The organism is Phycicoccus elongatus Lp2 (genome assembly GCF_000367525.1).
Lineage (GTDB): Bacteria > Actinomycetota > Actinomycetes > Actinomycetales > Dermatophilaceae > Phycicoccus_A > Phycicoccus_A elongatus.
Window position 1 is genome coordinate 835,190 of the sequence record NZ_HF570956.1, and the last position, 15,672, is coordinate 850,861.

Below are 15,672 nucleotides of genomic sequence, written 5' to 3' on the forward strand. Positions count from 1 at the left end.
CCGGCGGGACGGCAGCAGTCGGCGTGATCGCCACCGCGGGGGCAGCAGCGTCCGACCCCTCGGGAGTCGGCGCCGCCATGGCTGGCGAGGCCGCAGCCGGCGCCGCCACGGCCGGCTCCGCAGGTGACGTGACCGCCACCGGCGCCACAGCCGCGACCGGAGACTCCTCCGGGAGCGTCGGCCGCCCGAAGATCTGACGCGACGACCACGGCGCGATCTGGCGCGCATAGTCACCCGGCGACGTCGGGCCACCCGTACCGCCGAGAGTCAGGCGACACAGCGTGTCGAGGTCCCGAGGCACCCCTGCGGCGATCTCGGAGGGGGCCGGCACGCCGTGGACCAGCCGAGGGGCCGGCGGCAGCGCCGACGGCAGATCACGCAGCGGCCAGAGGCCGGTCAACGCGGCATACGTGAGAGCGACGAGACAGACGGCATCGGTTCTATCGGCCGAGACGGAGTCCTCCTCCGCCCCGTGCAGGGCCGCCTCGGTGGCCAGACCACGCACCTTGATGTCGCCCTCGGGAGTGCGGAAGACCTCCTCGGGCGTGATCCGCAGGTGGTGCAGCCCCCGCGCGGCAGCGGCATCGAGGGAGGTCGCGGCCTCGCCGACGATCCGGCGCACCTCGTCTCCGGGGAGTCCGCCGTTGCGCACCAGGTCGACGACGGACTTGGCGTCCGCGAGGGCTTCCTCGACGACCCAGGCCGCAGGCCCTTCCAGGCCGATGTCGAGGATCCGCACGCAACCCGGGATGTCGAGACCGGCGGCCATCCGTGCCGCGTCGAGAACGGCGGCTGCGCGGCTGTCACCGGAGGGCAGGATGAGCAGGGAGACGGAGCGGCCGAGGACCGGCTCCCGGGCGGTCCACCGCTGGGCACCGGCGCTCTGCCGCACCAAGGCGCCGACGGTGTATCGGCCCGCGAGCACCGAACCGGGTCCAACGCCCTCCACTGACAACTCCTCGTGCGTGCGGTGCGCTCGCCGGGGCGAACTCACGGATGGCCCGGGTGCGGTCCACCCGTTCGGCCCTTCATAGTAGGCGCAGGCGGCTCAGCCACGCCGGAGCCGACGCAGCACGGGGCTCACGAGTTCGCCGACCTCGGGCACCCGCAGCAGGTGAGCGCCGCCGAGCGAGAGGAGCAGGTGCACCGGTCCGGCCACGAGCAGGGCCAGCAGAGCGGGCGCCGGACCCCGGTCGAGCAGATCGGGCGCGAGCGCCCGCAGCCCCAACCACAGCAGGGCGGCCGACACGATCGCCGGGCCGAGCAGGCGCAGGTATGCCGCGAGCACCCCTCCCAGCCCCAGCCGCCCGAGTCGGCGGCGGATCAGGGTGAAGCCGATGATGGCCCCGGTCGCGTAGGCGATCGACTGCGCGATGCCGATGGCGATCGCGGTGTGTCGCGGATCGAGGGTGGCCCCGATGAGCGCGCCCGTCTGGGAGATCGTGGTGACGAGGCACTGGATGAAGAAGGGCGTGCGCGCGTCCTCGTGGGCATAGAAGAAGCGTTCGGAGAGGTAGAGCCACCCGAAGGGGATGACGCCGCAGTAGAGGGCCATCGCGACGATGGCGACGGCATGGGTCTGGGGGTAGTCGTTGCGGAAGAAGAGCACGCGGGTGACGAGGTCGGCGAAGACGAGGACGAGCACGACACCGGGGACGAGGATCACCGCCGGCATCCGCAGGCCGCGTCGGACGTCAGCGGCCAGCGCCGTGGAATCGCCCTGGGTCACTCCGCGTGACATCCGAGTGAAGAGGGCGGTGACGAGCGAGACCGTGACCAGCGAGTGCGGCAGCATGAAGAGGAGGAAGGCGTTGTCGAAGGTGGCCCGCCCCGGGCCGACCTGGTGCAGCGCATCCATCAGGTCAGAGGCCCGCGTCAGGACCTGTGAGGTGATGACGAAGCCGAGTTGGGCGACGATCACGGCCGCGAAGGTCCACGCGGCGACCTTTCCCGCCGAGCCCAACCCGACGCCGCGGAACCCCCAGACCGGGCGATACCGGAAACCCATGCGGCGCAGGGGGATGACGAGGAAGAGCGCTTGCAGGGCGATTGACAGCGTGCTGGAGCCCGCGAGGATCCAGATCATCGTCGGGGTCCAGTCGGCGGGGCCGACCATCGACGGCTGCCCTGACGCCAGGAAGTAGAGCAGCCCGGCGAGGGCGACGACGTTGGCGACGACCGGCGCCCACATGTATGCCGCGAAGCGGTTGTTCGCGTTGAGGATCTGCCCGAGCAGGGTGTAGAGGCCGTAGAAGAAGACTTGCGGCAAGCAGATGAAGGCGAAGGCCACCGCGAGGTGGAAGGCTGGCCCGGAGCGGACCTTCGAGAACGCCATGACGAGCAGCGGTGCGGCCACGGTCACCAGCACGGTGGCACCGACCAACAGCATGAGCGCCAGGGTCACCAGGCGATTGACGAACTCCTGCCCGCCATCGTCATGGGTCATCGACTTGACGATCTGGGGCACGAGAACGGCGTTGAGGATGCCGCCGGCGAGGATCAGGTAGAACTGGTTGGGCAGCGTGTTGGCCACGCCGAAGGCGTCGGCCGCGAGCCCGGTGGTCCCGATGATGCCGCCGAGCAGGGAGACCCTGATCAGCCCCAGGACTCTGCTCGTCAGCGTGCCGGCGGCCATCACCAGGCCGGCTCGGGCGAGGCGGACGTCGCCGCCCGCTGTTGCCACGGCCCTCTGCTCGCTCACGCCCGCTCCTCCACCGTGTCCGCCCGGTCCACCTCGGGCTCGTGATCCCGCGCGATGCGGGACTGCTCGATGACATCGCCGTCATCGTCGACCTGGACGACATTGGGCGTCGTCGCACCGGTCGCAGCTGCGCGTCGACGCTGACGACGGTTGCGCCACAGGCCCAGGGCAAAGACCACGAGGATGACGCCACCGAGGACCCAGTAGATCCCCGCACCAGTCGGCGTGGCTCGCACGAGCATCGAGGTGGTCGGCCCCACGGCACGCCCGGTCGGCCCGGTGACGCGGGCCTCGAGCCGGACATTTCCGGCGGCCAGCGCGTCCACGGCATACGTCACCGTGGTGCGCGAGTTGGCCCCGATGTCGACGACCTTGGTGTCCTGCGCGATCCGGAGGATGGGGCGTTGCGGGACGAGTTGGACGCGGACGCCGCGGACCGGCACGTCCAACGAGTTCACCACGGTGATCTGGACGCGACCGCTGTCGGCGAGGAAGTTGATGGTCTGGTCCGCCACGCGCACGGCGTTGCGATTGGCCGTGATCTCCTGGGTCAAACCCTGCATGACCACACCGAAGGCCTCCTCGTGGCCGCGCCAGGCGCTCGAGGTGAGGGCGGCGATGCGCGCGGTCACGTCGGCTTGGATGCTCGCCCCATCGGACCGGATGTCACCGACCTCGCCGGCTTCGGCGCCCAGCTCGGTCAAGTGCGTGCGCACGGCCGGCGACAGGGGGCTGACAGGGATCGGTGCCTCGTCTCCGCTCGCGGCGGTCGTGACGGCGTCGGCGCCGGCCGCTTGGTCGATGAGGGTCGAGACGGTGGTCGACGAGAGCCATGGCACGGACCGAGCGAAGGTGAGCAACTCGTTGAGTGCGGTCGGGTCAGCATCGAGGCCACGGTCGGGGGCGACGAGGACGGTGCGTGCCAGTCCGGGGGACTCTTGCAGCAGGGTCAGGCTGTGCGCCAGGAAGAGTTGTCGAGCCGCGCCCGCCGTCTCGGCCACCATGGCCTGACCGGCGGCGGCGCTCAGGGCCGAGGCGCGGGCCAGCAGGGGGACCTCACTGCGCGACTTGCGTCCCGCGCTGCCCTGGTCGAGGCGCCAGGCCAGCCGGTCCCGGTCCACGATGGTGGCGGCGGGGCGCTGACCCAGCGCCGCGGCATACCGGTTGGCGGCGTCGTCGGAGTAGCGGGGGTCGACGGGCCACGCCACGTCCGCGCGGCCCCCGAGGTCCGAGGCCAGCGTGGTCGCCTGCTGCTGGGCCAGCGCGACCGCTGGGTCCGGGTTGTCGGTGAGCGCAGCCAGATCGGGGTCACCGGCGGCCAGGAGGATCGGTTGGCGATCGGCGAGGGCTGCCCGCAGGCGTGATGTGGCACGGTTGCGGACGATCGCCTCTGCCTCGAGGGGGTCGAGGGCCTGGAGTTGGGTGTCGGTCTGGGGTGAGGCGCTGGGGGTGGGTGTCGCCGAGGGCGTGGGTGTGGCGCTTGGTGCGACAGCGGGAGCCGAAGCCTGGGCGACGGGCGTGAGCAAGCCGGCGTCGACGGCGAGCGTGACCTCAGTCCCTCGGGTGGCGGTGATGAGCCGGCCGATGCGGCTGTCGTCGGCCAGGGCGTCCTCCCACGCGTGCCACCGGTCGACTGACGGGGAGGTCCACAGGCCGGGCTGGGCGTCGAGGGTGACGGGCACGAGCCAGGCGACGCTGAGGGGTTCGAACTCCTTGGCTCGCTGCACACCGACGAAGGTGTGGGTGATCGCCGATCCGATTTCGAGCGAGAGGGCCACGACGTCGTAGGGGCGGCGGGTGAGGTCGCCGGCGCGGGCCAGGGTGACGGTCACCGGCGTGACGGATCCGGCGGGGATGGCGGCCACCTCGGTCTGGGCCACCAGTCGACCACTTGCCGCCTGGTGACCGGCCGCCCAGGCGTCGACAGCGGCGGTGTCATCGAGCCGTTCGGTGCCCAGGAGCACGTTGAGCGTTGTGGGGGCACTGGGGGAGGACGCGGAGTTCGACACCTCGAGCTGGAGGGTGATCGGGTCGCCGGCTCCGGCGACGACCGGGGTGACGGTCCGGACCACGATGCCGAGGACGGAATTGTCTGCGGCATGGGCCGGCGCAGCCGTGAGCCAGGGGATCAGGGCGATGAGCAGGGTCAGGACCAGCAGATGGAGCGATCGTGTGGGGACCCGCCCGGTGATGGACGGGCCGCTGGGCATCAGGTGTCCCCGGCGAGTCGCTGCCAGGCGACCCGCGCGATCCGACGCTCGTTGGGGAAGGTGAGATGCCGATGTGCCTCGCGCAGCGGGAGCCACGCGACGTCGATGGCCTCCTGGTCAGGGTCGTTCTCGATCGTCAGGTCGCCACCGATGGCCTCGAGCAGGTAGTGGTGGACGTACTTGTGGATCCGGCGGTCCCCCACCGCGAACCAATAGTCGATCGTCCCCAACTCGATGAGCACGCGCCCCTCGATGCCGGTCTCCTCGGCCACTTCGCGCGCGGCCGTCTGAGGCAGCGTCTCCTCGCCCTCGATGTGCCCCTTCGGCAGGCACCATTCGACGCGGCCGGCCCGATTGCGCCGGGCGATGACGGCGATGCGGGCCTGGCCTTCGAAGACGTCGACGACGACGCCACCGGCGGAGCGTTCCTCGACGCAGGGCAGCCGTCGGGGAACCCGGGGGGGTTCGGCGGCTGCATGACTCATAACTGTCACTGTAACCAGAGCGAACGATGTGACCAGAGCACCCGGGGCAGGACACCAACTCGCCAGTTGTCGACGTGATGTCGCACCAGCCGACTCCGGGCGACACCAACTCGCCACCTGTCGACCTGGTGCTCAAGGCCCTGCCAGCGCACGTGCCGGCCGGACCTGGTGGGGTCGCGCGCCTACGCTTGGTCCTCGTGCCCGCACAACCTTCCGCTGAGCTGCTCCGCCACGCCGTCGCCCACCTCGCGCCCGTGCTGCCGCTGCTCACCGACCTCGGAGACCGTTTCGCGGCCGAGGGCCACTCCCTGGCCCTTGTCGGGGGGCCCGTGCGCGACGCCTTCCTGGGGCGAACCTCGCCCGATCTCGACTTCACCACCTCCGCCCGTCCCGACGAGATCGAGCCGATCCTGGCCCGTTGGGGCGGCGCCACCTGGGACATGGGCCGCGAGTTCGGCACCATCGGCGCCCGCCGCGACGACACCATCGTCGAGGTCACGACCTATCGCGCCGATGCCTATGACGGGGTGACCCGCAAGCCGGTCGTCGCCTTCGGCGATTCCCTCGAGGACGACCTCAAGCGCCGCGATTTCACGATGAACGCGATGGCCCTCCGCCTCCCGGACCTCACCTTCGTCGATCCGTATGCCGGCCTGCCGGCACTCCTCGACCGCACCCTGCGCACGCCCGGCCCCCCCGAGGTGTCCTTCGGCGACGACCCGCTGCGGATGATGCGCGCGGCACGCTTCGTCGCCCAACTCGGCGTCGTGCCCGCGCCCGAAGTACTGGCCGCGATGACCGAGATGGCCACCACCCTCGAGATCGTCTCGGCCGAGCGGATCCGCGACGAGCTGACCAAACTCCTTCTCGCCGACCACCCCCGAGCGGGACTGGAGGCGCTCGTCCACACCGGCCTGGCGGCATACGTCCTGCCGGAGTTGCCGGCCCTCAAGCTCGAGATGGACGAACACCACCGCCACAAGGACGTCTACGAGCACAGTCTCACCGTCCTCGACCAGGCGATCGCACTGGAAGGTGGCGATCTGCCCGGACCCGACCTCGTGCTGCGTCTGGCCGCACTGCTGCACGACATCGGGAAGCCGGCGACGCGGCGGTTCGAGCCCGGCGGTGGGGTGTCCTTCCATCACCATGAGGTCGTCGGCGCGAAACTCACGGCCAAGCGGCTGCGGGCCCTGCGCTTCGACAAGGACACGATCAAGGCGGTGTCGCGGCTGGTCGAGCTGCACCTGCGTTTCCACGGCTACGGCGAGGGGCAGTGGAGCGACTCGGCGGTGCGACGCTATGTCACGGACGCCGGGCCGCTGCTCTCGCGGCTGCACCGGCTGACCCGCGCGGACTGCACGACCCGCAACGTGCGCAAGGCCAAGCGACTGGCCGCAACCTATGACGACCTCGAGGCACGCATCGGGCGACTGCTCGAAGCAGAGGAGCTCGGCAAGGTGCGCCCCGAGTTGGACGGCAACGAGATCGCCAAGGTCCTGGGGATCACGCCGGGCCCGGTGCTCGGGCGGGCGTACACCTACCTGCTGTCCGTGCGTCTCGACGAGGGGCCGATCGGGCCGGACGTTGCCCGCGAGCGGTTGCTCGCGTGGTGGGCCGAGCAGCCCGAGTCCCGGTGAGCCTGGCGGTCGTCGGGTATGCCGCACTCGCGGCCCTGCTCGCCCTCCCCGGTTGGCGGTGGGTCAGGGCTGGCGGACACCGACGCGAGAGTGACACCGACGCGGGCGACGTGCCCGGGGCTCGCTGGCTGCTGCCGGTGGCGGCGGTCGTCGGCGGAGTCCTCGGATGGGTGCACGGTGACTCGGTGGTGCTCACCGTCGTCTATGTCGTCGTGTCGGTGTTGCTACTCATCCTGTGTGCCGTGGACCTGGATGTGCACCGGCTCCCGGACGCGTTGACCGGACCGACCTTCCTCATCGCCTTGACCGGGCTCACCGGGGTCGCCGTTGTCGAGGACGACTGGCTGTCGTGGCGTCGGGCGCTGCTCGCGGCGCTCGTGCTCGGGGCCCTCTATCTCGTGCTCGTCCTGATCGGTGGCGGGTCCGGGATGGGCGTGGGCGATGCCAAGTTGGCACCCTCCCTCGGCCTGCTGCTGGGGCACCTGACCTGGGGCGCCGTTCTGGTCGCGACGATGGCGACCTTCCTCCTCGGGGGCCTGGCGGCCCTCTGGTTGGTGCTCGCCCGGGGGGCCTCACGCTCGACCCACCTGGCCTTCGGCCCCGCGATGGTCGCGGGAACCCTTGGGGCACTCGTTCTTCCGTGGATCCACTGGGCACGCTGACCTACCCGCCGAGGGCTTGGCGGTCGCAAGAGCCCCACCCTCGATGACCTAGGTCTACTGATTTGGGTGGGGGCACGCTTGGGCGACTGGACAGCCCACGTCGTTTTGAGACATATGGCTCTTCGTACCCGAGGGTGGGCCCGCCGCGCCCGCCCCACCCTCAGGGCCGGCATCCGTGTGGGGAGAACTCCCCATGGGAGGGCGGGCGATCTGCGTCTAGTCTGTCGAGAACCATCGCGCCAGCAACGGAAGGCCCTTTCGCATGTCCCCCGCCAGCCATCCGAGTGCATTCTCACCGGCGGCACCCGAGGTCCACGTCGAGCTCGCCGCCGACTGGACGCAGGTCCCGGCCGGCGCAGACCTCGTGCGCTTCGAGCGCCATGGTGGACGGGCTGTGGTGACCGTCGCGCTGCGCACGGTGGGCCGCGACGTGACCCTCGACGACCTGCTCGACGAGATGGTGGCCGGTGAACACGCCCAACCCGACGCCCAGGTGGACCCGACGTTTGGCCTCGAGATCGACGGTCGTGCTTGGCGGGCGTGCAACGTCAGTTGGGACACCCCGGTCGTGGTCGTGCACCTGGTGACGGCCATCGACCACGGGCCTGTGCAGCAACCCTCACCATCGGGGTCAAGGGCGGCACGACGACCGGCACGGTGAAGGTGCAGGTCATCGGTGGGACGGACGAGGAGGCACCGCTGCCGCCGCCGCGCTTGCGTCCGATGGCGATCGCCGGGCTCCAGGAGGGGCAGTCGCAGACCCTCGACGTCGCGGCCTACCTCGACAGCCCGCTCGAAAAGCCCGCGTGCTCGATCGACGCCGAGTCGGTCACGGCCGGGCAGAACGTCACCGCCTCCCACAGCGGGTGCCTTCTCACGGTGACGGCCGGCAAGGCGCCGAGCCTGACGGCGACGGTGTCGCTCACCGTCTCCGACGGCCCGGGGCGCAGTGCCAGTGGTGCCGTCGAGGTGACCTTGCTGGGTCGGCCGGGAGCGCCGACGGGCGTGACCGCGCAGGCGGACCGTGACGCCGGTGGCCGCGCTCGCGTCGGCTGGGTGGCGCCCACGTATGACGGGGGCAGTCCGATCCGCACCTACACGGTGAACTGGACGGGGGGGAGCTCGGGGTCGCTGGCGTGCAGCGCCTCGCCGTGCACCATCGAAGGCCTCAACAACGGGCAGGACTACACCTTCACCGTGACCGCGACCAATGCGGTCGGCACCGGTGACCCGAGTGCGCCCAGCAATGTCGCGCGGCCGGACACCAAACCCGGTCCGGTCAACGGCGTCACGATGGCCTCCCGCGGCGACGGGCAACTCTCGATCGCGTGGCAGGCTCCGGACAACAAGGGGAGCGCGGTCTCGAAGTTCTCGCTGCGCCTCATCGCCTCGGACGGGTCGTCGGCGCGCACCGTCGACGTGGCCGCGCCCGCGATGAGCACGACGGTGACAGGCCTCAACAACGAGGTGCAGTACAACGTCTCGGCGCAGGCCTGGAACGAGGTCGGCGCTGGCCCCTTCGGTGCCGCCACCCTCATGCAGTCGGCGGGCACGCCGCCGGCGGTCGGGGCGCCGACCCTGAGCCCAGGTGGCCTCGGGCCGACGGCCGACCTGACCTCCGTCGACATCAGTTGGTCGGCGACCAGGCCCAATGGTCCGCCGTTGAAGAACTACACCGTCTATCGGCGAGCCGGTGGAGGCGCCTGGCAGGTGGTGGCGACGACCGCTCCGAACACCTTCACGGCGCGAGATCAGGTGAGTGTCAACGGTTCTCGGTATGACTACGTCGTGACTGCCACGAACGGCGCCGACCTCGTGTCGCCGCAGGCCAATGTCAACTCGTTCACGGCCATCGGACAGCCTGCCAACCCGTCCGTGTCGGCATCAACGCCCAGTCCGGACAAGACCGCCACCCTCGTCGTGACCCTGGGCAACCCGCACGCGACCGGCTATTCGTCGGTGCGGTGGACCTCGTCCTCGGGAGCCAGTGGCACCGTCTGCAGCGGTGGTGGCTGCACCGTCGGGTCGCCCATCCAGGTCAGGACCGGCACACTGCCGACGACGAACCAGACCTTCACCGTCGTCGCGAACAACGGCAGCCAGGACAGCAACCCAGCCAGTGCCCAGGTGCATCCCTTCGGGCCGACCCCCAAGCCGGTCGAGAGCGGCACGAGCGTCAGCGGCCAGACGGTGACCTTCCGGTGGAACCTGCCGACCGATGGTCGACCGATCGACAACGTCGAGGTGCGCGGTGCGGCATCCGGCTCCGGGGTGCGGACCTCCATCAGCGCCGGTGGCGGGTGGGACACGACCTACACGATCGAGGTGCGTGCGCACTCGGAAGGTGGTTGGTCGGCGTGGACGACGATGTCGGCCAAGACCGCTCTGCCGACGCCGGTGCTCCAGGTCTCGCACGGGCGGAAGGTCTCCAACCGCCCCGACCAACTGTGTGACCCGGTCTCACCGTGCTACAGCGTCAGGGTCCACATCGACAACTTCCTCGGCCCGGCCAGTTGCAACTACCGCGCCAATGCCGTGACCGCGGGCTACGGTGACAACACCGATTCGTGGAGCATGGCTGACGGCTCGACCTGGGAGGGGAGTGGCTATTTCGGCTACCTCTCCTACCCACGGGTGACGGTCACGTGCACCAGCGCCAAGCAGAGCAAGTCGGTCACGGTCAACTGGCAAAATCCCTAGGGGCCCCACAGGGTGCGGATTGCCAACGGTCGACGCCGCGGGCAAGACTGGGTCTTTGCCTGCCCGCGCACCACAAGGAGTTGATCACCAGTGCAGTGCCCGACCTGTGAGCAGCCGGTGGCCGTGTGGGCCGCCTTCTGCCCGCACTGCGGTGCGGCCCAACGCCCGGAGGGCGAGTCGGTGCAAGCGACCGATTCGTCGCAGGGGCCGGCCGAACCGGAGGGCTCGCTGACCGATGAGCTCTTCGCCGCCGGGCCGTCGTCGAGTGAGGTGCCGCCGGCGTGGGAGCCGCCGGCGCAGCAGCCACCGGAATGGCAGCCGCCTGCGCAGACCCAGGCGTTGCCGATGCCGGCCTCGGCGGCGACGCCGGCGTACACGTCGGGGCAGCCGGGCCCGCAGGAGTGGCACACGGCATACGAGCCCGAGGAGCGTCGGGGTGGGGCGGGTCGCTGGCTGGTCGTGATCGCGGCCGCCGCGGTCGTGCTCGCCGTGGTCTTCGCGGCGTGGTCGCTCTTTCGGACCGACGAGGGCGCGTCCAACGCGAGCAGCGGCCAGACGACGACCAGTCCGCGGCCGACAACGAGCAGCACCGCGTCGGGCCAGCAGAGCCCGAGCGCCACTTCACCGTCCGCGTCGGCGTCACCGTCGGCGTCGACTCCCTCGGCGAGCACCAGTGCGGGGCCGGCCCCTGAGGGGTCGATCGCGTGCGGCAGCGTCGGTGCGGGCCCCGCGACCGGAGTCTTCGCTGCCGACCAGAACACCTCGTGCCCTTTCGCGCTCGCGGTCCAGAAGGCGTATGCCGCAGCGCCGACCGCCGGCGGGGATGTCGAGATCTCGGCCACGTCGCCGGTGACGAACAAGGCGTACACGCTGCGCTGCACCGGCACCGCGTTGGTGACCTGCACCGCCGACTCCGGCGCAACGGTCTACCTCGTCCAGCAGGGCTGAGGGTCTGACCGACCCCCCAACGCACTGCGTCCGCGCCCCCGTGCCGATGGCAACGGGGGGCGCGGACGCAAGCGGGCAGACGTCAGCGGGGCTCGGTGCCCGCGATGAAGGCCTCGAGGCGAGCGCGACCCTCGGTGTCCTCGCGCTGCTCCGGCGGGGACTTCATCAGGTAGGACGAGGCGGACAGCAGCGCGCCGCCGATGCCGCGGTCCTTGGCGATCTTCGCCGCGCGGATCGCGTCGATGATGATGCCGGCGGAGTTCGGGGAGTCCCAGACCTCGAGCTTGTACTCCAGGTTCAGTGGCACGTCACCGAAGGCGCGACCCTCGAGGCGCACATAGGCCCACTTGCGGTCGTCGAGCCAGGCGACATAGTCCGACGGGCCGATGTGGACGTTGCGGTCATCGGCGCCGACACCGGCGAGCGAACCCTCGAGGTTCGAGGTCACGGCCTGGGTCTTGGAGATCTTCTTGGACTCGAGGCGGTCGCGCTCGAGCATGTTCTTGAAATCCATGTTGCCGCCGACGTTGAGCTGGTAGGTGCGGTCCAGCGCGACGCCGCGGTCCTCGAAGAGCTTGGCCATCACGCGGTGCGTGATGGTCGCGCCCACCTGGGACTTGATGTCGTCACCGATGATCGGCACACCGGCCGCCTCGAACTTCGCGGCCCACTCGGGGTCGGACGCGATGAAGACGGGCAGGGCGTTGACGAAGGCGACGCCGGCGTCGATCGCGCACTGCGCGTAGAACTTGTCGGCCTCCTCGGAGCCCACCGGCAGGTAGGACACGAGCACGTCGGCCTGCGACTCGCGCAGGGCGGCGACGACGTCGACCGGCTCGGCGGCCGACTCGTCGATCGTCATCCGGTAGTACTTGCCCAGACCGTCGAGGGTGTGGCCACGCTGCACCGTGACGCCGGAGGTCGGGACCTCGGCGATCTTGATGGTGTTGTTCTCGGAGGAGTTGATCGCCTCGGCGAGGTCCTTGCCGACCTTCTTGTCGTCGACGTCGAAGGCCGCGACGAACTGGACGTCGCGGACGTGGTAGTCACCGAAGGTGACGTGCATGAGACCGGGCACGGTGGCGGCCGGGTCGGCGTCCTTGTAGTAGTGGACGCCCTGCACGAGTGAGCTCGCGCAGTTGCCGACGCCCACGATCGCGACGCGGATGGTGCTCATCTGGAGTACTCCTTTGTGGTGGTGCAGGGGGGTTGCTCGACAGTCCGTATGCCGCGGGGCCCGGTGCCGTCGTCGGTCCGGCTAGGGCTGGGGACCGGGGTCTTGGGGGTGACGCTTCTCGGCGTCGATGAGTTCGGAGAGCCAGCGCACCTCGCGCTCGGTGCTCTCCTCGGCGTGTTGCGCCAGGGCGGCGCTCCACGAGTCGGCCTGTTCGCGGCGGCGGTCGCGGTCGGCGCGACCGGCGTCCAGTCGTTCCTGCAGGCGGTGGCGCCGCCCTTCGAGGATGAGCCGACGGATGTCGGCCTCGGTCCGCGCGAAGAAGGCGAAGCGCACCTCGAAGGTGTCGTCCTCGGCGGTGTCGGTGCCGGCGCGGCGGGCGAGGGTTTCGAAGTGCTCCTTGCCCTCGGCCGTGAGCTGGTAGGAGATCCGCGGGCGGGCGCTGGCAGCGGCGCGCGCACCGGTGCTGAGCGGGGTCATCCCGGGCTCGTCGACGTGGGCGATCAGGCCACGGTCGGTCAGGGTGCGCAGCGCGGGATAGAGCGAGCCGTAGGACAGGGCCCGGAAGGGACCGAGCGCACTGTTGAGGCGGCGGCGCAGGTCATAGCCGTGGGTCGGGCCCTCGTGAAGCAGGCCCAGGATGGCGAACTCGAGGAGATCGGCGCGTCGTGCCATGACCGTTCCTCCTTGCCGTCGCTGATGCCGTAACGCACCGCACTCTAGCGCACGATGTATCGCAGCGATACATCGTGAGAATTGTGTGAAGGGTGGCGCGTCTCGTGCCGAGGATGTGGGCTGCACAGGTGGGTGTGGTCATACTGGACAGGAACTCCAGCGCCCGTCCGGACGCTGGAGTCGCAGAATGTCCGCGGTCCCACCCGCCTGCACCCCTGCCCCCGACCGGAAGTCGTCCATGACCGCCTCGAGCCCACGCAACGCGCCACGCAATGGTCCCCGCAAGGCGCCCCGCACCCGTCGGGCCGCCCGCGCCGCCAACAGCAGGTCCGGCAAGCCGCGCCGTCTCTGGCTGCGCCGCATCCTGTGGGCCGCGCTCGCGGTCGCTGTGCTCGGCCTGCTCTTCGTCGGCATCTCCTACGCGACGATCAAGCCGCCCAAGCCCAATGACATTGCGACCGCGCAGGCCTCGGTCATCTACTACGCCGACGGCAAGACCGAGCTGCAGCGCATCTCCCAGATCAACCGGGAGTCGGTCAACATCGCCGACCTGCCCGAGCACGTCGGCGAGGCGATGCTCGCGGCCGAGGACCGCGGCTTCTACCAGGAGAACGGTGTGTCCCCCAAGGGCATGCTCCGGGCGGTCATCGTCGCGATCAAGGGTGGCGGGGCCACCCAGGGTGGCTCCACGATCACCCAGCAGTACGTCAAGAACTACTTCCTGTCCTCGGACCGAACGCTCACCCGCAAGTACAAGGAGATCCTGCTCTCGATCAAGATCGACCAGCAGCAGAGCAAGCAGCAGATCCTCGAGAACTACCTCAACACCATCTACTACGGACGCGGCGCCTACGGCATCGAGACCGCGGCCCAGGCCTACTACGGCAAGTCCGCCAAGGACCTCACCGTCGAGGAGTCGGCCGTCCTCGCCTCGGTCATCCGCGGTCCCTCGATCTACGACCCCCAGGTCGCACCGGAGAACCTCAAGAACGTCACGACCCGCTGGAACTACGTCCTCGACGGCATGGTCAGCCAGGGCTGGCTCGACCAGGCCACCCGTCAGGCCATGCAGTTCCCGACCCCGATCGAGTGGAAGCCGCCCACGGCCACTGGCACCAATGGCTACCTCGTCCAGCTCATCAAGTCCGAGCTCAAGGCCAAACTCAAGCTCTCCGACGCCGACATCGAGCGCGGTGGCCTCCAGGTGGTCTCCACCATCGAGAAGCCGCGACAGGACGCCGCCGTGGCCGCCGTCCAGGAGTCGATGCCGGCCGATGCCCCCGACCTCCGCGTCGGTCTGGCCTCGGTCGTCCCCGGCAACGGGGCGGTGGTCGCCCTCTACGGCGGCGCCGACTATGCCACCGAGCAGTTCAACTCGGCCACCGACGCCAAGATGCAGGCGGGGTCGACCTTCAAGCCGTTCACTCTGATCGCCGCCCTCAAGGAGGGCAAGGTCAACCTCCGCAACACCTACAACGGGGCGAGCCCGCAGTACTTCAACGAGTTCAAGGACCCTGCCTCCGACAAGCCGTTCAGCCAGCAGGGCGGGGTGCGCAACTTCGGCAACACCGGCTTCGGCACGATCGACGTCTCGACGGCGACCGCGAACTCGGTCAACACCGTCTACGCCCAGCTCAACATCCTGGCCACGCCCAAGGCGACCGCCGAGGCGGCCAAGGCGGCGGGCGTGACATCCGAGGTCGCCGCCAACTACGGCAACGTCTTTGGGACCTCCAGCGTCAAGGTCCTGGAGATGGCCAACGCCTACGCGACGATCGCGGCCCAGGGCAAGCAGGCCACGCCCTACTTCGTCACCTCGGCCAAGAGCGCCGACGGCGCCTTCGACTACACGGTCAACCCCGAGGTCACCCAGGCCTTCGACGCCGACGTGATGGCCGACACGACCTATGCCATGCAGCAGGTCGTCCAGCGAGGCAGTGGCAAGACGGCCCTGGCCGTCGGCCGCCCACTCGCGGGCAAGACCGGCACGACGAGTGACAACAAGGCCGCCTGGTTCGACGGTTTCGCACCGCAGTTGGCGACCGCCGTGGGTATGTATCGCCCGGGCCCCAATGGCGAGGAACTCTCGATGCAGGACGTCGGGGGGTATGCCGAGATCACCGGTGGGTCGCTGCCGATCAAGGTGTGGACGGCCTACATGAAGGTCGCGCTCGACGGGGTGGAGGTGCAGAAGTTCCCCGAGCCGGTCTACATGAACAAGTCTTCGCTCCAGCCGACACCGACCGTCGAGCCGTCGACCGCCGAACCGACGCCCACGCCGGCCGAGACACCCGCCGACCAGCCGACCCAACCGACCCAGCCGACACGTTCGCCGACTCCCACCCCGTCGGCGACCCCGACCCCGTCGGCGTCATCCAGCACGGGCAATGGGAACGGCAACGGCAATGGCAACAACCCCACGCCGACCATCCCGCTGCAGCCGGCGCCCGCGCAATAGCCTGCAGCCGCAATAGCCT

The 15,672-nt window shown here is 70.0% G+C and carries 11 protein-coding genes and 1 pseudogene; 6 read left to right on the forward strand and 6 right to left on the reverse strand.

What is annotated here, in order from left to right; all coding sequences use genetic code 11:
* From BN10_RS17205 to BN10_RS04015, 4 genes and pseudogenes are all read right to left on the reverse strand, one after another.
* Positions 1 to 949: pseudogene (locus BN10_RS17205) on the reverse strand (hypothetical protein); the annotation flags it as partial.
* Between the two features lie 99 nt (positions 950 to 1,048).
* Positions 1,049 to 2,701, reverse strand: a complete 1,653-nt coding sequence (murJ, locus tag BN10_RS04005) for a murein biosynthesis integral membrane protein MurJ (protein WP_010849879.1) — start codon at positions 2,699 to 2,701, stop codon at positions 1,049 to 1,051.
* Positions 2,698 to 4,911 carry a DUF6049 family protein gene (locus tag BN10_RS04010; RefSeq protein ID WP_010849880.1) on the reverse strand — a complete coding sequence of 738 codons (2,214 nt, stop codon included), beginning with the start codon at positions 4,909 to 4,911 and terminating at the stop codon, positions 2,698 to 2,700. Before BN10_RS04010 ends, murJ begins: the two co-directional genes overlap by 4 nt.
* A complete protein-coding gene (locus BN10_RS04015) occupies positions 4,911 to 5,396 on the reverse strand; it encodes an NUDIX hydrolase (protein WP_010849881.1) in 486 nt (161 codons plus the stop codon). The genes BN10_RS04010 and BN10_RS04015 overlap by 1 nt, the downstream gene beginning before the upstream one ends.
* A 77-nt stretch (positions 5,397 to 5,473) precedes the next feature.
* Between BN10_RS04015 and BN10_RS04020 the strand changes: the two genes are divergently transcribed.
* The 5 genes from BN10_RS04020 to BN10_RS15545 all read left to right on the forward strand — a co-directional run bounded on the left by BN10_RS04020 (position 5,474) and on the right by BN10_RS15545 (position 11,346).
* Complete coding sequence (locus BN10_RS04020) at positions 5,474 to 7,036, forward strand: CCA tRNA nucleotidyltransferase (RefSeq protein ID WP_010849883.1); 1,563 nt, start codon at positions 5,474 to 5,476, stop codon at positions 7,034 to 7,036.
* Positions 7,033 to 7,698, forward strand: a complete 666-nt coding sequence (locus BN10_RS04025) for a prepilin peptidase (protein ID WP_010849884.1) — start codon at positions 7,033 to 7,035, stop codon at positions 7,696 to 7,698. Before BN10_RS04020 ends, BN10_RS04025 begins: the two co-directional genes overlap by 4 nt.
* Before the next feature lie 262 nt (positions 7,699 to 7,960).
* Complete coding sequence (locus BN10_RS04030; protein WP_010849885.1) at positions 7,961 to 8,359, forward strand: hypothetical protein; 399 nt, start codon at positions 7,961 to 7,963, stop codon at positions 8,357 to 8,359.
* Positions 8,356 to 10,398, forward strand: a complete 2,043-nt coding sequence (locus BN10_RS04035; protein WP_040750907.1) for a fibronectin type III domain-containing protein — start codon at positions 8,356 to 8,358, stop codon at positions 10,396 to 10,398. The genes BN10_RS04030 and BN10_RS04035 overlap by 4 nt, the downstream gene beginning before the upstream one ends.
* Before the next feature lie 90 nt (positions 10,399 to 10,488).
* On the forward strand, positions 10,489 to 11,346 hold the full coding sequence (locus tag BN10_RS15545) for a hypothetical protein (RefSeq protein WP_010849887.1): 858 nt from the start codon (positions 10,489 to 10,491) through the stop codon (positions 11,344 to 11,346).
* Positions 11,347 to 11,428: 82 nt separating this feature from the next.
* Here BN10_RS15545 and BN10_RS04045 read toward each other — a convergent pair whose 3' ends face one another.
* Together BN10_RS04045 and BN10_RS04050 are read right to left on the reverse strand one after the other, a co-directional pair.
* Positions 11,429 to 12,523 carry an inositol-3-phosphate synthase gene (locus BN10_RS04045; protein ID WP_010849888.1) on the reverse strand — a complete coding sequence of 365 codons (1,095 nt, stop codon included), beginning with the start codon at positions 12,521 to 12,523 and terminating at the stop codon, positions 11,429 to 11,431.
* Between the two features lie 81 nt (positions 12,524 to 12,604).
* On the reverse strand, positions 12,605 to 13,195 hold the full coding sequence (locus tag BN10_RS04050) for a PadR family transcriptional regulator (protein ID WP_010849889.1): 591 nt from the start codon (positions 13,193 to 13,195) through the stop codon (positions 12,605 to 12,607).
* A 238-nt stretch (positions 13,196 to 13,433) separates the two neighbouring features.
* Here BN10_RS04050 and BN10_RS04055 point away from each other — a divergent pair, with 238 nt between their 5' ends.
* Positions 13,434 to 15,653, forward strand: a complete 2,220-nt coding sequence (locus tag BN10_RS04055; RefSeq protein WP_010849890.1) for a transglycosylase domain-containing protein — start codon at positions 13,434 to 13,436, stop codon at positions 15,651 to 15,653.
* Positions 15,654 to 15,672: the final 19 nt, after the last annotated feature.